The sequence below is a fragment of the Methylobacterium sp. Leaf99 genome (genome assembly GCF_001422375.1).
Taxonomy (GTDB): domain Bacteria; phylum Pseudomonadota; class Alphaproteobacteria; order Rhizobiales; family Beijerinckiaceae; genus Methylobacterium.
This window is the reverse complement of the sequence record NZ_LMMU01000008.1, coordinates 348804-367265: the sequence shown is the minus strand read 5'-3', so window position 1 is coordinate 367265 and position 18462 is coordinate 348804. Positions and strand designations below refer to the sequence as shown.

Genomic DNA, 18462 nt, shown 5'->3' with positions numbered 1-18462 from the left:
CGACGTACTGGGCATCGGCCTCGACGCCGACGACGAAGCCGGAGCCCGGGGTGAACTGGTAGTTGTAGCCGATCTGACCACCGCCGACGAAGCCGTCGTTGCTCTTGCCGTTGCTGAAGGCGATCGCCTGGCTGGTGCCCGGCAGAACGAGCGTGCTGGCGCCGTTGACGCCGATGACGGTCGGGGCGCTGTTGCTGGAGGCGTCGAAGCCGTAACCGGCGTTGAAACCGGCGTAGAAGCCCGTCCAGGTGAACACGGGGACCGGCACGAACACCGGCGGGGCGGCGNTGGTGCCCGGACGGACCAGGGTGCTGGCGCCGTTGACGCCGATGACGGTGGGCGCGTTGTTGCTGGAGGCGTCGAAGCCGTAACCGGCGTTGAAACCGGCGTAGAAGCCCGTCCAGGTGAACACGGGGACCGGCACGAACACCGGCGGGGCGGCGCGACGCGGAAGGTCGGCGGCGAAAGCAGAACCGGCGATCACGATGCCGGCCAGCGCAGTTGCGCTCCGAAGAATGGATTTCATAGTCTGGTCCTCTACCATTGCGCCCCGCCGCTCCTTTTGGAGGCATCCGGTGCAGTTCCCCGTCTTTAGGCTAGTCGCCCCAAAGAAGCTGTGGCTTTACGAACACGCCGCTGGCCGGGAAGGCGGCCCCTTTGTGGCAGTCCGTGCCTCACTCCTTGAGCAACTCGAAACGGCAACGCGCCCCCACGGCCAAGGTTCAACCGAATGGGAATTTTGTTCCGATTTTTTACTGGGCGGAATGTCGCGGGATGCGGATGCGCCTACGACCGACGCCATCACGCCAGCGCGATGGCCGAGATCAGACGACCGTAATCGGCCTCGTGTCGATGGGTCGCGCGGCGGTAGCTGTAGAACCGATCCGGGTCGGCATAGGTGCAGGCTCCCAGGTTATGGGCGCGGGTGACGCCGGCTTGGGCGAGGCGGGCGGCGATGAAACCCGGCAGGTCGAACTGGGCATGGCCGGGCCGTGCACCCGCCTCGAGAAACCCTTCGCAGCCGGGCGCTTCCGAGAGGAACCGCGCGATGAAGTCGGGACCGACCTCGTAGGCACCCTGCGAGATCGTCGGCCCGAGCACCGCCACGATGGCCGAGCGCCGTGCGCCGAGCCCCTCCATGGCCTCGACGGTCGTGTCGATCACGCCCGTCAGGGCGCCCTTCCAGCCGGCGTGGGCGGCGCCGATGACGCCGTGTTCCGCATCGGCGAACAGGATCGGGCCGCAATCGGCCGTGGCGATGCCGAGGGCGAGGCCCCGCACCCGCGTCACCATGGCGTCGGCCTGGGGGCGTGCGTCGGGGGGAAAGGGCGCCTCGACCACCACGGCTTTCGCGGAATGGACCTGATACAGGCTGACGAGACTCTCCACGCCGAGTTCGGCGCACATCCGGTCACGGTTTTCCGCGACCCGCGCCGGCATGTCGGCCGAACCGAGTCCGCCGTTGAGGGACGCGTAGAGGCCCTCGGACACTCCGCCCTCCCGTGTGAAGAAGGCGTGGCGCAGGCCGGGCAGGGCCGAAAGTTCGGTTGCTTCGAGAAACATGATCGGGGAATCCGGCGACGGGACTGCATCGATAAGGCATCGGCCCGACGACCGTCACCCCGTCCGTCGGGTAACGGTCTCGCTGTGGAGTTTCATACTTCCTTAAGCATATTTTGGTCGGATACTCGCGAAAGCCGAGGACCTGTCCGATGTCGGAACCCGCCCGCCAGTACCCGCCCAACGATCAGCCCGGCCGCCCTCAGCCGGGTCCGCTGCGGGACTGGCTCGCTGCGATGAAGGCGGCGACGGCCGCGCATGCGGCACAGGACTCCGCAGCCCGCTCGGACACATCCTACGATCTGCCGGAGTCCCGGGCGGAGATGCCGCCCGCCGAGACCCATGGCGAAACGCCGGCTTGGACGCCGCGTGTGGTCGCACCCTTGGGCGCTCCGACGCCGTCGCCCATGATCGACGCCGAAGGAGACCTGTCGGATCTCATGGCCGAAAATCTGATGCTGAAGGCCAAGCTGCGGGTCGAGACCGACCGCTACGACAGCCTCCAGGCCATCCTGGCGGACGAACTGCGCGGCCTGCGCGGCCACCTCGAATCGGAGATGCGAGTCCTCGACGACGTCTGTGCCGAGCGCGACCAGCTCAAGGCTTTGACCGGCACCGTCGCCCGCGAAATCCGCGACCTGCGGGCCAAGATGGAGGCCGAATCCGAGCAGCTCGCCCAGATGCGGTCCGAGCGCGATCTCTGGATGGCCCGGGCCGAGACCCTGGCACAACCCCTGTTCCAACGCCGCTGAAGCGGCTCCCTAAAAGGCCGAAGGCCCGCCCCTCGAGGGGCGGGCCTTCCATTGCCGAACCGCTGGGGTCCGGCCGTTCCCTTGATCTTCCCGCCGAGCGCTTAAACGGTAGCGCCGGAGGCGACGGTCCAGGTCAGGGTGGCCGGGGAGAGCGGCTGATGACAATGAGACACTGGATCACCTCCTTTCGTTCGTTGCGACTGTCACGAAAGTAGGTGGCGCCTCGGCATTTGGGAAGGCCCTCGGTTGCGCCCTTCCGCCGCTCCCCTGCCTGAGGCCCGCCTGCCCTGGCCCCCGCCTGCCCTGGCCAAGGACGGGACGCCGGGTCTAAGACAGCGGCACCCGCCCGCAGGGGCGTGACCGGAACCGTCCATGTCCGCCAGTCCGTCCGTGCGGGGGCCGTCCCCCGACGAGGCCGCCCTCGATCCCGACGCCATGCGCCAGCCACTCGGCGATGCGTGGTACTGCGTCGGCCGCTCCGGGTCCCTCAAGGCCGGCGTCCTGCGGGCCGTCGAACTCAATGGCGAGCAGATGGTTCTCGGGCGCGAAGCGTCGGGCGCGCCGTTCGCGCTCCGCGACCGCTGCCCCCATCGCGGCATGGCCCTGTCGAAGGGGCGCTTCGACGGCACCGTCCTGACCTGTCCGTTCCATGGCTGGCGCTTCGGCACCGACGGACGCTGCCGCGACGTCCCGACTCTGTCAGCGTCCGACGCCGCCGATTTCTCGAAGATCCAGGTGCAGCGCTTTCCGATCCGCGAGAGCGCGGGCTTTGCCTGGGTCAACCCCTCTCTCGGCCCGCCGACGGGCTCCGACGTACCGGCCCTGCCCGAACTCGGCTTCGAGGCCGCCGGCTCCGTCGTCATCGAGCTCGTGGTCGAAGCCTCGTTCGACCTCACGACGCTCAGCCTCGTCGATCCCGGCCACGTCGCCTTCGTCCACGATTCGTGGTGGTTCCGCCCCTCGAAGGAACTGCGCGAGAAGGTGAAGACCTTCACGCCGACGCCGCACGGCTTCACCATGACGAGCCACGCCACCACCACGAGTTCGCCGGTCTACCGGTTGCTCGGCGGTGCGCCGGCGGTGGAGATCGAATTCCGCTTGCCCGGCGTGCGCCTGGAACGGATCGTGGCAGGGTCCAAGCGCGTGGCGAACTACACCTTCGCGACCCCGCTCAGCCATGACCGTACCCTGCTGACCAACGCGCTCTACTGGAACATGCCGGTGCTGAACCCGCTGAAGCCCGTGGCCCGGGTGCTCATGCGCCAGTTCCTGACCCAGGACCAGCAGGTGCTGCAGCACGCGCAAGCGGGCCTCGACCGCAAGCCCACCATGGTGCTGTTCGGCCAGGGCGACCTGCCGTCGCAATGGTACTTTCGCCTCAAGCGCGAGGCGCTCGCCGCCGCGCGGGACGGACGGCCGTTCCGCAATCCCCTCGCTCCCCAGGAACTGCGCTGGCGCTCGTGAGCCGCGGCGTCGAAGCGTGGCCGCTTGATTGCGCGCCGGCCGCGGCCATCTCCGGTGCATGAAACGCAACAGCCTGATCACGGCCCTCAGCGCCGCCACGGTGATGACCCTCGGCGGCGTCGGCTATGCCGCGCACAAGCGCGGGCGCAACCCGTACTACCGGGGGCCGAAGAGCGATCATTTCGACGGCCTGCGCTTTCACGGACCGGACCAGCCCGCCGACAAGACGCTCTCGGACATCGCCCGCTGGCGCAAGCGCCGCGGTGTCGACGCACCCGTGCGCGCGCTCTGGCCGAAGCACCGTCCGAGCCCGTTCCAGGACCGGCCGCCGGAGCGGTCTTCCGGCCTGCGCGTCACCCTCATCGGCCACGCGAGCTACCTGTTCCAGGTCGCCGGGCGCAACATCCTGGTCGATCCGGTCTACGCCCGCCGCGCCAGTCCGGTGCGCTTCGCCGGCCCCAAGCGCGTGAACCCGCCGGGCATCGCCTACGCCGACCTGCCTCCCATCGACGTGGTGCTGATCACGCACAACCACTACGACCACCTCGACGGCCCCACCGTCGCGCGCCTGTGGCAGGAGCACCAGCCGCTGATCCTGGCGCCGCTCGGCAACGACGCGATCCTGCGCGCCTACGACGACACCATGCATGTGGAGACCCGCGACTGGGGCGAATCCGTCGACCTCGGCGGCGGCGTCACGGTGCATCTCACGCCGGCCAACCACTGGTCGGCCCGGGGCGTGAACGACAAGCGCATGGCCCTGTGGTGCTCGTTCGTGCTGACCACCCCCGTGGGCGTCCACTACCACTCCGGAGACACCGCCTTTCGCGGCGGCGGGATCTTTCGCGACGCCAGGACACGGTTCGGGCCGCCACGCCTCGCCACCCTGCCCATTGGCGCCTACGAGCCGCGCTGGTTCATGAGGGATCAGCACATGGACCCCGCCGAGGCCGTGGCGGCCGGGCTGCTCCTCGGCGCCGATCAGATGCTCGGGCACCATTGGGGCACGTTCCAGCTGACCGACGAGGGCATCGAGCAGCCGGTAGAGGCCCTGGCCGCGGCCTGCGCCGATAACAGCATTCCACCCGAGCGGTTCACGGCGTTGCGGCCCGGGCAGGTGTGGGAGGGATGAAACGATCCTTGGGGATCGTCGCGGATGTTCCCGGCCAAACGACGTGTCCATCCACCGCGTATGGTTTGCAGGCCGGATGCGCCGTCGCGCAACTCGTCATGGCGGCCGCCACGGCATCCATGTCGCCGGACGCGTATCGCCACACACCGTTCGGGGCGATCACGAAGGCCTTGGGACGCGGCATTCGACGGTATGCGTCGTAGGCGTCGCGACCCTTGGCATCGAGATAGGGGATCGCAGTCGCATCCTCGAAAGCCGCGAACCGGGTCGCCGGAGGAGGCGGCTTTGGATAGGTCCAGACGACATCGTCGTTGACTGCGTACAATCGGCACGCCAGCTTTTTCTGCTTGCAAAGCGCGTAACCGCGCCCCAGCGGATCGTATCCGCTGTCCGTTGCCAAAGTTCCGCTCGTTCTTACGATGAAGAAGGCCCGCGGCTGCGGTGCCTTGAGAAACTTGCGATATCCCTCCCGCTGCTCGGAATTCAGGAAAGGCACCGCATCGACATCTTCGATGGCCGCGTAGTGGGAAGGGGGCGGTGGTAATTGGGGAATATACTCAGGATAGACGGTCTCAGTCGAAAATCCGGTTCGCGAGAGAAAAGCATCCAATTTGGCGGCGAAGAGATCCAAGCTGGAGGAAGCACCAAGGAAACCATGCGCATCCTTCTGAAACGTTCCGAGCAGAGGGATTTCGGCCAATCCACCCCCGATGATATAGGCTCGATGCATGGCCTCCCATAGCGGTCTGGGAAAAAGACTGTCGTTCTCTCCGTAAAGCCACAGGGACGGCACCCGGCTAGTCTTGCCGAAGATGCGCGCTCCGCGATTGAGGGCTGCATCACCGTCCTCGCACATGGAGGTACGAACGCCCCCGTAGAAATTGACCACAGCCTTGACCCGCGAATCCCGCATGCCACCGACAGCCAAGGCGTTCCATCCCCCGTAGCTGGCGCCCGCCACGATAATACGGCGAGTGTCGATTCTGGGGACCTTCGGCAATTGATCGACGACCGCCAGAATATCCTTGGCATTGTCACGCGCCGTGGCGTCGAGGCGACAACCGTAGTGGCTGCTCTGCTGACCGCCCGATCCTCCGTAGCCTCGAAGCATCGGTGAAGCGACGGCATACCCTCGCGATAAGAAGTAGTAAATTCCGGCGTGTTGATCGTGGTTGTATAACGATTGTATTTCCGGAATTCCGTCTGAGCCGTGATTGAAAATTACCAGTGGAAAAGGACCTACTCCATCAGGCATGACCATCTTCACCTGTAGGATGACGGGCCGGGCAGGGTCGCCACGGAGCTTGAGAACCTGCCGATCAAGTGGTGCACTCGGACCATTAGAATCCACTTCGACTTTGGCGGCTGCTGTCCACCCGAGCGTACACCCGAGCAATATTAGAAAGACTGGGAATATCCACAACACGACGAGACCCCCATTGGCCGACAAAGGTCGGACGTCCGGGACATTCATAGTGCCGAGGGGGCGAATCTCGCAACCCCGCAGTACAATTACCGTAATATTTTGAATCAGATAATACCGATCATAGCCTGAGACTCTACGGCTTTATCAGATGACCCTCACCCCATTCCGCTGCCTCTCGAAGCGTTGTCCATGATCTACTGACTACGGAAACGCTCTATTTTTGTTGGTACCGACATTTCCGCGTCGAACCGGCCACCATGAGGACAGAGAAGGGTTAGAGGATGAATCGGCTCAGGTCCGCGTTGGCCGCCAGACTCTCCACCCGCGCGCGGACATAGGCAGCGTCGATGGGCACGGTCTCGCCGGACCGGTCGGTGGCGGTAAACGAAATTTCGTCGATGACCCGTTCCAGCACCGTCTGGAGCCGGCGGGCACCGATGTTCTCGACGGAGTTGTTCACGTCGACGGCGACCTTCGCCAAGGCATCGACGGCGTCATCGCTGAATTCCAGCGTTACGCCCTCTGTCAGCATGAGCGCCACGGTCTGCTTCAGCAGGCTCGCTTCCGTGGTGGTGAGGATCTGCTTGAAATCCTCGACGGTCAACGGCTGCAACTCGACCCGGATCGGGAGGCGACCCTGCAACTCGGGCAGGAGGTCGGACGGCTTCGAGACGTGGAAGGCGCCGCTGGCGATGAACAAGATGTGGTCGGTCTTCACCGGCCCGTGCTTCGTCGCCACCGTCGTCCCCTCGATGAGGGGCAGCAGGTCGCGCTGCACGCCCTCGCGGGAGACGTCGGCGGAGGAGCGGCCTTCCTTCGCGCAGATCTTGTCGATCTCGTCGAGGAAGATGATGCCGTTGTCCTCGACCTCGCGGATGGCTTCCTGGGTCAAGGATTCGGTGTCGACCAGCTTGTCGGATTCCTCCGCCAGCAGGGGGGCATAAGCCTCCTTCACCGTCATCCGGCGCGGCTTGCCCTTCTGATTGCCGAGCGCCTTGCCGAGCATGTCGCCGAGATTGACGGCGCCCATGGAGGCGCCGGGCATGCCGGGGATCTCGAACATGGGCAGGCCGCCGGGCGCAGCCGCGCTCAGTTCGATCTCGACCTCCTTGTCGTCGAGTTCGCTCGCCCGCAGCTTCTTGCGGAAGCTGTCGCGGGTGGCCTGACCGGAGGTCGGACCGACCAGGGCGTCGAGGATGCGGCTTTCCGCCGCCGCCTCGGCCTTGGCCTGAACGGACCGGCGCTTCTCTTCGCGCTTGAGGCCGATGCCGACCTCCACGAGGTCGCGCACGATCTGCTCGACGTCGCGGCCGACATAGCCGACCTCCGTGAATTTCGTCGCCTCGATCTTCAGAAACGGCGCGCCCGCGAGTCGGGCGAGGCGGCGGGCGATCTCGGTCTTGCCGCATCCCGTCGGGCCGATCATCAGGATGTTCTTCGGCGCGACCTCTTCGCGGAGGGGGCCGGTCAGTTGCTGCCGCCGCCAGCGGTTGCGCAGCGCAATGGCGACGGCGCGCTTCGCATCGTGCTGGCCGACGATGAAGCGGTCGAGTTCCGAGACGATCTCGCGGGGGGAGAAGGTGGTCATCACGCTCCGATCGGGTGTGGCAGCCGGGCTGCCCAGGGGCGGGGGAGGGTGCGCAACACGCGGCCGCGCAGGGGATGCCAGCCGGCGCTGAGGGCGAGGATGAACGTGCCCAGCGCCAGGAGGCTCGCCGGCACCGTGGCACCGGTGAAGCCCGCATCGCGGATCAGGGCACCGAAGGCGATGCCGGCATAGACGAGGCCGGACACGAGGAGCGCCCGCCGGTCGATGGCGAGGGCGACGAAGGCCAGCACCAGGACGATGGCCAGCACCGCGAGCATCGCCCCGCGCTCGCCGTCGCCGCTGGCCGACAGGGTGCTGAGGATCGGGTGCACCATCAGGGGTGCGGCGAGGAGATGGAGCCAGAAGGCGATGTCCGTCCGCCGCGTCAGCCGCTTCGGGTCGGCGAGGTCGAAGCGCATGGCCAACGCGAAGACCGCGAGGCCGGCTAGGAAAAGGAGCCCGGCGAGGAACCGCTCGGCAAAGCCGGGGGCCACGGCCAGGATCAGCGCGAGGGCGAGGCCGGCGGTGGACGCCGCCCCCGCCGCGACGGTGATGGGCACGGCGAAGCGCCGGTAATGAGCGGCGACGAGGAGGACGGTGCCGAGGGCGGCGCCAGCCATCGGAAGCGCGGCGCCGGGCGAAACGTCGAGGGTGTCGAACACGGTCGCGCTGCCGTGACGCGTGGGGCCGAGCAGGATCGCCGCCAGGGCGGAGAAGCCCGCATGGGCGAAGGCCAGCAGCAGGACGATGCTCGGCAGCGCCATGCGCCGCGCCCGCGTGAAGAACTCGGCGAGCCCCCAGGCGAGGACGGCCACGACCGCGTGGCCGGCCGCGATGCCGAGGTGGTCGAGGCCGAAATACGTGGCGGCCCCGAGGAACAGCACGAGACCGATGGTGACGAAGATGTCGGCGAATCCGGTGATGAAGCGCAGGCGCTCGTCGTCGCGCGGCTCGTCCGGGACGCTGCCGTCCTCCCGCGCCAAGCGGTCGAGGGCCAGAGCCTGATCGTCCGTGATGATGCCGCGCGCCACGGCACTCCGCAGGAGCGCCGCGTGGCCGGCGGATGGACCGTCGCCCGTGGGGGCGACGGTTGGGGCGAGCGGGGTGTGTTGCACGCTGCCGACTTAAGCGCGCGCGCCCCGCCTTACCAGGGTGGCAGCGGGTTCAAGCCGCCCGGATGGTGCCGACGAAGCCGGTGACCTCGTCGTCCAGCGTGGTGGTCCGGCGCGAGAGTTCGGCCGCGGCGTCGAGGACCCGCGCGGCGCCGATGCCGACCTCGGCTGCCGATTCACGCACCTGCGCCATGGTCTGGGTCACGTCCTGGGTGCCGAGGGCGGCGTCGGAAATGCTGCGGGCGATGGCCTGGGTGGCGATCCGCTGCTCCTGCACGGCGGCGGCGACCCCCTCGGCAATGCTGTGCACCCCGCCGATGGTGGTGCCGATCTCGGTGATGCCCTCCACGGTCTCCCGGGTCGCCGCCTGGATCGTGGCGATCTGGCTGGTGATCTCCTGCGTCGCCTGGGCGGTCTGGGACGCGAGTTCCTTCACTTCCGCCGCCACTACGGCGAATCCGCGTCCGGCCTCGCCGGCCCGGGCCGCCTCGATGGTCGCGTTGAGCGCCAGGAGGTTGGTCTGGCCGGCGATGTTGGAGATGAGGGCGACAACGTCGCCGATGCGGGCGGCGCTGGTGGCGAGGATCTCGACCCGCGCATGGGTGCGCCGGGCGCTCTCGACGGCGCCGGCGGCGGCCGAGGAGGTCTGGGCGACTTGCTGGCCGATGGCGTCGGCGGTGGCGGCGAGCTCCTCGGTGGCGGCCGCAACAGCCTGGACGTTGAGGGCGGTGGTATTGGCCGCCGCCATCACGGCGTTCGACTGGGCATCGGCGCGCTCGGCGCTGCGCGCCATGGTGCGGGCGGTGTCCTCCATGGCGGAGGCCGCCCCCGACAGGGTCCCAACGAGGCCGCCGACGCTGCCCTGGAACCGGTCGGCGAGGTCGACCCGCTCCGTCCGGCGCCGGGTGCTGGCATCGGAGGCCGCCCGATCCTGATCGGTCCGCAGGGCCTCGGCTTCCCGCATGGCGGCCGCGAAGACCTGCATGCTGCGCTGGATGTCGCCGATCTCGTCACGGCGCGCCGCCATGGCGGGAAGATGATGGTTGCCCTCGGACAAATCCCGGATGGCCGTCGCGACGCCCACGAGGGGACGGGCGATCTGGCTGTTGCCGATGACGGCACCGATGAGCAGGCAGGCGAGAGGGCCTCCGATCGCGAGGGCGACGAGAAGCACGATCCGCTGATCATAAAGGTCGTCGGTGGCGCGCTCGATGGCGGTGAGGCGGGACAGGCCGTCGGCCACCAGGACATCGATACTATCCTGGTAGGCCTGTCGGTTGGCTCGGTTCGCTTCGGTGAAGCCCTGTTCGGCGGCGGCCTTCGGCGAGACCTCGGTGCCGAGACGCGCGGTCTCGAGCCGGAGGGGCGTAAAGACGGCCGCACCCTCGGCGACCTTGGCGAACAAAGCCTCCTCGGCCGGCGTGATCCGGGCCGGCCAGGCCGCCAAAACCGCATTCATGTCCGCCAGGTTCTGGCGCAGACGTGCCGCGTACTTCACGGCATCGGCGGTGTCCTTGGCGGCGTAGATGCCGCGGGACTCGAGGGCGATGGTGGTGACGTGGCGGTTGAGCCGGGCGGCATCGAGGGCGCGCTGGGTTGCGAGGCGCCCCTGCTCGATGGCCACGTCGAACGCTCGCAGGGTGAAGACCCCAACCCCCGCCACGAGAAGCGTCATCGCGCTGCAGGCGATGACGAAGGCCAGAATTTTCGCCCTGATCCGCATGATGATCGATTCCCCCAGGCACCTTTTCGCCTTGTCTTAGGGGCAATCCTGCAAAGGATCGTTAATCAACGGCCGATGATCATCCAACCTCTGCAGTGTCCAGGGCTTCGATGACGAGGCTGCCGTTGGTGTAGACACAGATTTCGGCCGCGATTGCCATGGCCCGCCGGACGATGGCTTCCGCGTCGTGGGGACCATCTTCGAGGGCGCGGGCGGCGGCCAGGGCGTAGTTACCGCCCGAACCAATCGCCATCACGCCGTGTTCCGGCTCCAGCACATCGCCGGCCCCCGACAGCAGCAGGCTGACCTCCCGGTCGGCCACCAGCATCATCGCCTCCAGACGGCGGAGATAGCGGTCGGTCCGCCAATCCTTGGTCAGCTCGACGCAGGCGCGGGTGAGCTGGCCCGGGTACTGTTCGAGCTTGGCTTCCAACCGCTCGAACAGGGTGAAGGCGTCCGCCGTAGCCCCGGCGAAGCCGCCGATCACCGCGCCCTTCGCAAGGCGCCGCACCTTGCGGGCGTTGCCCTTGACGATGGTCTGGCCGAGGCTGACCTGCCCGTCGCCGCCGATGACGACGCGCCCGCCCTTGCGTACCATCAGGATCGTCGTCGCGTGCATCTGCGGCGGTCCGCCGGTCTCGTGTCCCGAACTCGTCCCGTATGCCAAGGCTGTCTCCCGTCCTGTCGGTCGTGTCCGGCGGGAGATAGGTCCTCGGGCGGTCCGGCGCCAACCGGCGGGGATCAGGCGGGCGTCTCGTCCTTCGGCAGCATCCGCACGAAGGCCGCCACGCAGGCGGGGTCGAAATGCGAGCCGGCATTCGCCCGGATATGGTTGAGGGCCTCGGCCTCGCTCCAGGCCTTCTTGTAGGGCCGGTCAGAGGTGAGCGCGTCGAACACGTCGGCCACGGCGACGATGCGGCCGGACAGGGGGATCGCCTCGCCGGCGAGTCCCGCCGGGTAGCCGCTGCCGTCCCAGCGCTCGTGGTGCGTGGCGGCGATCTCGGCGGCGCGCTGCATGAGAAGCGACGACGAGCCCTCGAGGATGCGCCGGCCACGCTCGGCGTGGCGCTCCATCTCGCGGCGCTCGTCCTGCGTCAGGGGGCCGGGCTTCAGCAGGATCGTATCCGGCACGCTGATCTTGCCGACATCGTGCATGGTCGAGGCGAGGCTGAGCTGTTCGACCTCCGCGTCGGACAGATCGAGGCCCCGGGCGATGAGGGCGACGAGGCCCGCCACCCGCGCCACATGGTTGCCGGTCTCGTTGTCGCGATGCTCGGCGGCCTTCATCAGCATCAGGACGATCTCGCGTTCGCGGGCGGCGATGAGGGCAGTGGCCGCCCTGACCTCGCGGTCGAGCCAAGCCGCGCGCTCGCGCTGGTCGATGCGGGCGCGGTTGAGGGCGAGCAGGTTCGACACCCGCGCCCGGATCTCGATGGGGTCGAACGGCTTGGCGAGGAAATCCGTGGCGCCGGCCTCCAGGGCCTCCCGGCGCAGGCTGCGCTGGTCGAGGCTCGTGACCATCACCACGGGGACGTGCGCGAAACCCGGCACGGCGCGGGCGGCGCGGATGAACGCGACGCCGTTCATGCCCGGCATGTCGTAATCCGAGATCGCCACCCCGATGGCGTCGGAATTCGCCTCGACGAAGGCGAGGGCGTCGGCCGGGCGCGTGAAGTCGCGCACGGTGCAGTCCGGGATGGTGCGGATGGCCTCGGCCATCAGCATGTTGTTCAGCGGGGCGTCATCGAGAACGAGCACGAACATCGAGCGGCCTTGCGATCCCTGATCCACGTCCTGTGCCCGCCGGCGGGTGGCGCGCCGGGTAAGGTGTCCCTGCCAGGTGTCCCTGCCAGGCGTCCCTGAGCGTCCCTCGCGAGACTCCCGCCATACCGCAGTGCCGGAACAGAAATCCGGCCGTGTCCGGGAGTGGCACGGGACATGCGGCGTTCCTGGACTATTCGCGGCGCCGTGACATCCCGTCCCGCGCCACAGGGTGAAGGAATTCGTTCGCCGGCCTCGAGCCCGACCGCGATGTCCGCAAACCTGTCGGTTTCGAAGACCCGCCACGTTTCTGAGACCTACTCTGTCCGATCGATCGTTCAGGCCGGACAGGGCAGTCCGTTGGGCAGGACGATCTCGGGGCTCTGGCTCGCGTAGCGCCGACCGTAGCGCACGGGCCACAGGGTCCTGCGCTCCAGCACCACGCCCTGCACGGCATCCCGGAACACGACGGGCCCCGAAACGGGCCGGTAGGTGGCGGTGATCTCGACGAGGAGGAGCCGGCTCCCGGCGGGCTGCACGGCTTCGGCCTCGACCACCGGCGCCGGAGTGCCGGGGACCCGGAGCGGCGCCCCGGGGGTCGCTGCGCTCGAACAGATCTGTAACGGCCCGAACTGCGGGACGACACCGACGCCCACCGCGCTGACGCTCATGCGCAGTTCGGCGCCGTCGTAAGGCGCCATGACGATGGCGGCGGCCTTGAAGATGTCCTCGATCTCCGCCGAAGTCGGCTGGGTGCGCTGAGAGAGGCTTTCGCCGATGGTGCGGGACAGGATGTCGAGCTTGCGGGCATGGCGCAGGACGTTGGTCAGTTCGACGGTGCCGCAGTAGAACAGGAGCAGGACCGGGACCAGGAGTGCGAACTCGACGAGGGCCACCCCGTCCCGCTCCCGGGCGAAGCGCCGGACCTCCCTCCGCAGCACCGCGCTCAGCATCCCGCCACGGCCGGCGAGTTTCCTTCCAGCTGGATCACTGCGGCCGCGTTGATCAGACGGCTGCCGTTCCTGAATTGTCCCGGGGCGATCCCGAATGCCTGAAACGTGTGCTGGGCCAGCGCCGCCTGGACCACGACGACGCTGCCCTTGGCGAGGCAGCCGTGCTGGCCTCCGAAGCCCGGCCGCCAATCCCCCGTCATGGGATCGACGGGACTGGCGCGATCGACGCTGGCGAAGTTCGCATAGGCCGTGACATCGACCTTCAAGGCCTCGCATTTCACGAGGGGCGCGACCTGCCGGCACAGTTCCGCGCGAACACCGTCGATCTGCTCGGCCCCCGGCCCACCGGCGCGGACGTAAAACTGGCGCATGGACGCATCGAGGCCGTTGTCGAGGGATGCGGTGATCCAATGGACGAGGGCGTTCTCGATGACGAAGAGAACGACCACGAAGAGCGGAACCATCACCAGGGCGAACTCGACCGCCGCCGCTCCATCCGCATCCCGTCGCGTCCGGGCAAAGAACGCTCGAACCGTGCGCCGAAAAGGGTGCGCCGGGATCGGCGAACCGTAGCGATTACGCACCCGTGATCGATGATGAGCGTCTGGCGGGAGCACGGCGTTTGCGAAACCTGCGTGCGGCGCAACGACGACGCACTCGCGCGTCTATGGCGCAACAAGAGTTAATTGGCCGTCCATTCTGCAGCCAAGCCTCGTCTTTATAACAAAAACGTTATTTGAACCGTAGTTACCAGTAAGAAGCGACCATTCCTGGGTTGCAGGATCAAAAATCCTACAACCAATTGATATTCAGCCAATCTCAACGCATCCGCGTCATCCCTGGCGCAGGAGCTGAGAGATGCATCGGTCGTTCGCCGCTTTCGCCAAGGACACACGCGGCGGCATTGTTTTGATCTTCGCGCTGCTGCTTCCCGTCGTCACCGGGATGAGCGCTGCTGCCGTGGAGTATGCGTCCCTGATCAAGCGCCGGGCCGAGCTTCAGCGCGCGGCCGACAGCGGCAGCATCGCCGGCGTCAACCAGTTCAAGCTCGCCAATGCCGACGATGCGAGCGCGGTCCGCACCGCCATCGCCATGGCCCGGGCCCAGGCCGGAAGCCAGCGACCCGTCGCGGCGACGGCCGAAGTTCTGGGCAACCATTCGAGCGTGCGCGTGACCCTGTCGGAAACCATCGTCCTGACCCTGGGCCGGCTCCTGAACCTTCCGACCCTCGAGGTCAGCGTCCAGTCGACGGCCAAGCTCGCCGGCACCACGCGCCTGTGCCTGCTCGCCCTCGACCCCCTATCCATGGGTGCGTTCCACCTCGAGAGTGCCGCCCGGATCACCGCCACGGACTGCTCGCTCTACTCGAACTCCCTCCATCCGGCGGGCATCCAGGGTGAGAATGCGGCCGTCGCCCAGGCCCTCTCGACCTGCTCGGCCGGCGGCTACTTCGGCAAAGCCAACTTCCTGCCCACGCCGGCCACGGGTTGCCCGATGATCCGCGACCCCCTGGCCGACCGTGAGGCGCCGCAATCCGCCTCGTGCCTCAACATTGCGAATCTCCTCAACCCGATGATGCTCATCGGCTCCCTCGACGATCCGGCCTACGGCAAGAACGTCATCACCACCACGGCGACGCTCAGCCCCGGCACCTATTGCGGCGGCCTGCACATCACCAAGGGCGCGCAGGTGACGCTCCGGCCCGGCGTGTACATCATGAAAGACGGCCCCCTCGTCGTGGACAAGAAGAGTTCGCTGGAGGGGGTCAATGTTGGCTTCTACTTCATGGGCCTGCGGACCGGTTTGCTGTTCGACGAAAAGAGCGTCATCAGCCTCACCGCTCCCAAGGACGGGGTCATGCGCGGCCTGCTGTTCTTCGAGGAGCGCACCCTGACCATCCCAATTCCTTTGCCGCTGCCGCTCGGCGGCAAGGGGAAATCCAAGCCCCCGCCCGGCGGCCCGCTGCCGTTGCGCGAGTACCGCATCATCAGCGACGAGGCGCGGACGCTGCTCGGCACCATCTATCTGCCGTCCGGCCGGCTCATCATCGATTCGAAGAAGCCCGTCGCCGACCAGTCGGCCTACACGGTGATCATCGCCCGGCTCATCAACCTCTATGATGGCCCCAACCTGATCCTCAACGCCCGCTACGGCGCCACCGACGTGCCGGTGCCCAGAGGTGTGGGTCCGAGTTCGGCCGACACGGAACTCTCGCAGTGACCGCCCACCGCCTGCCCGTCTTCCGCTCCCTCGCCGGACGGCTGGCGCTCGCGGTGTTGGCCTCCGTCGCCCTCGCCCTCCTGGCGGCGGCCGCCTTCAACCTGTGGCAGGAGGTCCACCGCTACGCCGAGACCAAGCGCGAATCCCTCTCGACCATCGCCCAGGTCTTCGCGGCATCGAGCGCGCGGGCCGTGGCCGAGGCCGACGCTGCGGAGGCGACCCGGACGCTCAGCGCCATCGCCCGCCGGCCCGACCTCGTCTATGTCGGCATCGAGCGCTCCGACGGCTCGACCCTGGCCGACCAGGGGCTCGCCATCCGCCTCGACAGCGACATCGATCTCGATGCCGGGGGCTCGCCGTTCTGGCTCCTCGGCAGCCGCACGGCGCAGGTGCGCGTCGCGATCCTGCACGCCGGCCTCACCGTCGGCACCCTGGTGCTGGTGGCCGACACCACCGACCTCGCCGACCGTCTCCTTGCCATCCTGAAGGCGTCGGCCCTCGCCTCGCTCCTGGCCCTGGCCCTCGGGCTCGCCGTCTCATACGGCCTGCACCGATCCATCACCCAGCCCATCGCGGAACTCGCCGCCACCATGGAGCGGGTCCGGACGGACGAGGATTACGGGCGGGCGGCCCGCATCGTGCGCGACGACGAGGTCGGCGTGCTGGCCCGCACCTTCAACGCGCTTCTCGCCACCGTGCAAGACCGCGGCGACCGGCTCACCCGCCACCTCGAACGCCTGGAGAGCGACGTCGCCGACCGCACGGCCGATCTGCACGAGGCCAAAGAAGCGGCGGAAGCCGCCAACGGCGCGAAATCCGCCTTCCTCGCCACCATGAGCCACGAGATCCGCACGCCCCTTAACGGCATGCTGGTGATGGCCGAGTTGCTGGCCGCCGCCGACCTGCCCGACCGGCAGAAGCGCTACGCCGAGGTCATCGCCCGCTCGGGGCAAAGTCTTCTCGCCATCATCAACGACATCCTCGATTTCGCAAAGGTCGAGGCCGGCAAGATCGACCTCGAGCGCATCCCCGTCGAGCCCGCCGAGGTCGTCGATACGGTGGTCTCGCTGTTCGCCGAGAAAGCCCGCGAGGCGAACCTCGATCTCGCCGCCTTCATCGCCCCCGACGTGCCGCGCCGCATCGTCGGCGACCCCGTGCGCCTCGGGCAGATCCTCTCCAACTTCGTCAACAACGCCCTCAAATTCACGCCCGAAGGCCACGTGCTGGTGAGCCTGGAGCGGGCCGGACCGGCGCATTTGCGCCTCAGCGTGCGCGATACCGGGGTCGGCATTCCCGCGGAAAAAGTCGGCACCATTTTCTCGGCCTTCTCCCAGGCCGACCAATCCACCACCCGGCGCTTCGGCGGCACCGGCCTCGGCCTCTCCATCGCGCACCGCCTGGCGCTGGCCATGGGCGGCACCATGGGGGTGGACAGCATCATGGGCGAGGGCTCGACCTTCTGGGCCGAACTGCCCCTGGAGGCCATGGACGAGGTGATCGTCGGGGGGCATCGCGCGGACGACGTGTCCGAGTTCGTCGTGGTGGCGACGGCGGGCGCCGCCACCGCCGAGAGCCTGCGCGCGCGTCTCGGCGGTGCGGGCTTCGTGCCTGTCCTAGCCGACGCGGCGGAGGCTGCCACGGCCCACTGGATCTGCGATGCGGCCGACCTCGTCGCCCTCGGGCGCCGTCCCACGGCCACGGGCCGCGTGCTCGCCATCGCCCGCATGGGCGATCCGGCCGCCGACGCGGTCCTGGAGGCGGCTTTGGCCGATGACATTCTGCGCTGGCCCGTGGTCCAGGACGAGTGGGACCGGGCCCTCGGCGCGCTCGCCAGCGGCGCGCCCTTCGCCGCCGCCGGGCGGACCGCGCCCGTGCGCGCGGCCCTGGCACAGTTCCCCGGTGCGCGGGTGCTGGTCGCCGACGACAGCGCCGTCAACCGCGAGGTCGCGTGCGAGGCCCTGGCCCGCTGTGGCATCACCGCGATCGTCACCGTCGCGGACGGCCGGGAGGCCGTCGAGGCCTGCCGGACGACGATCTTCGATCTCGTCCTCATGGATGGCAGCATGCCGGTCCTCGACGGCTACGACGCCGCCCGCGCCATCCGGGCCGAAGAGGCGGAGTCCGGCCGGCGGGTCCCCATCGTGGCGCTCACCGCCCACGTCATCGGCGCGGCCGCTGAAGCGTGGCGCGGCGCCGGCATGGACGGAACCCTGACCAAGCCCTTCACCCTGTCGGCGCTCGCCGCCATGCTGTCGGGTTTCCTCGACGTCGAGGGAACGGGATTCTCCGACGTCATGCCCGAGACCGTCGCGCCGGCGTCGGACAGCCTCCTGGACGAGGAGGTCGTCACCGGCCTCGTCGAGATGGCGCTTTCAGCCGGCAGCGGCTTCCCCCAGCGCATCGTCGCCCTCTACGCAGAGCACGCCCCCGTCGCCCTCGCCGGGATCGCGGCGGCCTGCGCGGCGGAGGACGCGCCGGCGCTCGCCAGCGCCGCGCACAGCCTCAAGTCCATGAGCCTGAACATCGGCGGCCGGGCCCTCGCCGCACGCCTCGCCGCCATGGAGGAGGTGGCTCGTACGCAAGGCGGCCTGCCGGATTCCGACGCCATCGCGGCTGTCGAGGTCCTGACTGGCGAGACCCTGGCGGCGATCACCGAGCGGATGCGGATGCGGGTGCGGGAGGCGGCGTAGGCGCTCCGGCCCGAGACGTGATGGGTGGCATCATAAAGAGGTTCGGCTGAAGTCGCGATCGACACGCCCAACGTTCGGTGG

14 protein-coding genes and 2 pseudogenes are annotated in these 18462 nt (G+C 68.3%); 5 read left to right on the top strand and 11 right to left on the bottom strand.

What is annotated here, in order from left to right:
* From ASF28_RS23435 to pgeF, 3 genes and pseudogenes are all read right to left on the bottom strand, one after another.
* Positions 1–287: pseudogene (locus ASF28_RS23435) on the bottom strand (porin family protein); the annotation flags it as partial.
* 1 nt (position 288) lies between these two features.
* Positions 289–526: pseudogene (locus ASF28_RS23430) on the bottom strand (porin family protein); the annotation flags it as partial.
* A gap of 275 nt (positions 527–801) precedes the next feature.
* Positions 802–1563: a peptidoglycan editing factor PgeF gene (gene pgeF / locus ASF28_RS16705; RefSeq protein WP_056095061.1), complete on the bottom strand. Its 762-nt coding sequence runs from the start codon at positions 1561–1563 to the stop codon at positions 802–804.
* Positions 1564–1712: 149 nt separating this feature from the next.
* Here pgeF and ASF28_RS16700 point away from each other — a divergent pair, with 149 nt between their 5' ends.
* The 3 genes from ASF28_RS16700 to ASF28_RS16690 all read left to right on the top strand — a co-directional run bounded on the left by ASF28_RS16700 (position 1713) and on the right by ASF28_RS16690 (position 4908).
* Entirely contained in the window at positions 1713–2312 is a 600-nt protein-coding gene (locus ASF28_RS16700) for a hypothetical protein (protein ID WP_082476614.1), read from the top strand.
* Between the two features lie 372 nt (positions 2313–2684).
* Complete coding sequence (locus tag ASF28_RS16695; protein WP_056095059.1) at positions 2685–3776, top strand: aromatic ring-hydroxylating oxygenase subunit alpha; 1092 nt, start codon at positions 2685–2687, stop codon at positions 3774–3776.
* A 58-nt stretch (positions 3777–3834) separates the two neighbouring features.
* A complete protein-coding gene (locus tag ASF28_RS16690; protein ID WP_056095175.1) occupies positions 3835–4908 on the top strand; it encodes an MBL fold metallo-hydrolase in 1074 nt (357 codons plus the stop codon).
* Here the strand turns inward: ASF28_RS16690 and ASF28_RS21955 are convergent.
* The 8 genes from ASF28_RS21955 to ASF28_RS16655 all read right to left on the bottom strand — a co-directional run bounded on the left by ASF28_RS21955 (position 4871) and on the right by ASF28_RS16655 (position 14055).
* The gene (locus ASF28_RS21955) at positions 4871–6169 is read right to left on the bottom strand and encodes a dienelactone hydrolase family protein (protein WP_274533134.1); all 1299 of its coding nucleotides are present in this window, start codon (positions 6167–6169) and stop codon (positions 4871–4873) included. The two genes, ASF28_RS16690 and ASF28_RS21955, sit on opposite strands and share 38 nt — an antisense overlap.
* A gap of 439 nt (positions 6170–6608) precedes the next feature.
* The gene (hslU, locus tag ASF28_RS16685) at positions 6609–7922 is read right to left on the bottom strand and encodes an ATP-dependent protease ATPase subunit HslU (protein WP_056095056.1); all 1314 of its coding nucleotides are present in this window, start codon (positions 7920–7922) and stop codon (positions 6609–6611) included.
* Complete coding sequence (locus tag ASF28_RS16680; RefSeq protein WP_244475056.1) at positions 7922–9037, bottom strand: hypothetical protein; 1116 nt, start codon at positions 9035–9037, stop codon at positions 7922–7924. The genes hslU and ASF28_RS16680 overlap by 1 nt, the downstream gene beginning before the upstream one ends.
* Before the next feature lie 49 nt (positions 9038–9086).
* On the bottom strand, positions 9087–10757 hold the full coding sequence (locus ASF28_RS16675; RefSeq protein WP_056095053.1) for a methyl-accepting chemotaxis protein: 1671 nt from the start codon (positions 10755–10757) through the stop codon (positions 9087–9089).
* Between the two features lie 79 nt (positions 10758–10836).
* On the bottom strand, positions 10837–11376 hold the full coding sequence (gene hslV / locus ASF28_RS16670; RefSeq protein WP_056095050.1) for an ATP-dependent protease subunit HslV: 540 nt from the start codon (positions 11374–11376) through the stop codon (positions 10837–10839).
* 122 nt (positions 11377–11498) lie between these two features.
* Positions 11499–12521, bottom strand: coding sequence for an HD-GYP domain-containing protein (locus ASF28_RS16665; protein WP_056095047.1), 1023 nt, complete (start codon positions 12519–12521; stop codon positions 11499–11501).
* A gap of 335 nt (positions 12522–12856) precedes the next feature.
* Positions 12857–13459 carry a TadE/TadG family type IV pilus assembly protein gene (locus ASF28_RS16660; protein WP_210166746.1) on the bottom strand — a complete coding sequence of 201 codons (603 nt, stop codon included), beginning with the start codon at positions 13457–13459 and terminating at the stop codon, positions 12857–12859.
* Between the two features lie 5 nt (positions 13460–13464).
* Entirely contained in the window at positions 13465–14055 is a 591-nt protein-coding gene (locus ASF28_RS16655) for a TadE/TadG family type IV pilus assembly protein (RefSeq protein WP_274533132.1), read from the bottom strand.
* Between the two features lie 274 nt (positions 14056–14329).
* Here ASF28_RS16655 and ASF28_RS16650 point away from each other — a divergent pair, with 274 nt between their 5' ends.
* Positions 14330–15691: a TadE/TadG family type IV pilus assembly protein gene (locus ASF28_RS16650; protein WP_056095038.1), complete on the top strand. Its 1362-nt coding sequence runs from the start codon at positions 14330–14332 to the stop codon at positions 15689–15691.
* On the top strand, positions 15688–18381 hold the full coding sequence (locus ASF28_RS16645; RefSeq protein WP_244475055.1) for an ATP-binding protein: 2694 nt from the start codon (positions 15688–15690) through the stop codon (positions 18379–18381). Before ASF28_RS16650 ends, ASF28_RS16645 begins: the two co-directional genes overlap by 4 nt.
* Positions 18382–18462 lie beyond the last annotated feature (81 nt).

What these genes read in the sequence shown, in the direction of transcription:
- hslU (WP_056095056.1), bottom strand. Translation starts at nt 7,922, where the DNA reads ATGACCACCTTCTCCCCCCGCGAGATCGTCTCGGAACTCGACCGCTTC.
- ASF28_RS16650 (WP_056095038.1), top strand. Translation starts at nt 14,330, where the DNA reads ATGCATCGGTCGTTCGCCGCTTTCGCCAAGGACACACGCGGCGGCATT.
- ASF28_RS16665 (WP_056095047.1), bottom strand. Translation starts at nt 12,521, where the DNA reads ATGTTCGTGCTCGTTCTCGATGACGCCCCGCTGAACAACATGCTGATG.
- ASF28_RS16690 (WP_056095175.1), top strand. Translation starts at nt 3,835, where the DNA reads ATGAAACGCAACAGCCTGATCACGGCCCTCAGCGCCGCCACGGTGATG.
- ASF28_RS16695 (WP_056095059.1), top strand. Translation starts at nt 2,685, where the DNA reads ATGTCCGCCAGTCCGTCCGTGCGGGGGCCGTCCCCCGACGAGGCCGCC.
- pgeF (WP_056095061.1), bottom strand. Translation starts at nt 1,563, where the DNA reads ATGTTTCTCGAAGCAACCGAACTTTCGGCCCTGCCCGGCCTGCGCCAC.
- ASF28_RS21955 (WP_274533134.1), bottom strand. Translation starts at nt 6,169, where the DNA reads ATGGTCATGCCTGATGGAGTAGGTCCTTTTCCACTGGTAATTTTCAAT.
- hslV (WP_056095050.1), bottom strand. Translation starts at nt 11,376, where the DNA reads ATGCACGCGACGACGATCCTGATGGTACGCAAGGGCGGGCGCGTCGTC.
- ASF28_RS16700 (WP_082476614.1), top strand. Translation starts at nt 1,713, where the DNA reads ATGTCGGAACCCGCCCGCCAGTACCCGCCCAACGATCAGCCCGGCCGC.
- ASF28_RS16675 (WP_056095053.1), bottom strand. Translation starts at nt 10,757, where the DNA reads ATGCGGATCAGGGCGAAAATTCTGGCCTTCGTCATCGCCTGCAGCGCG.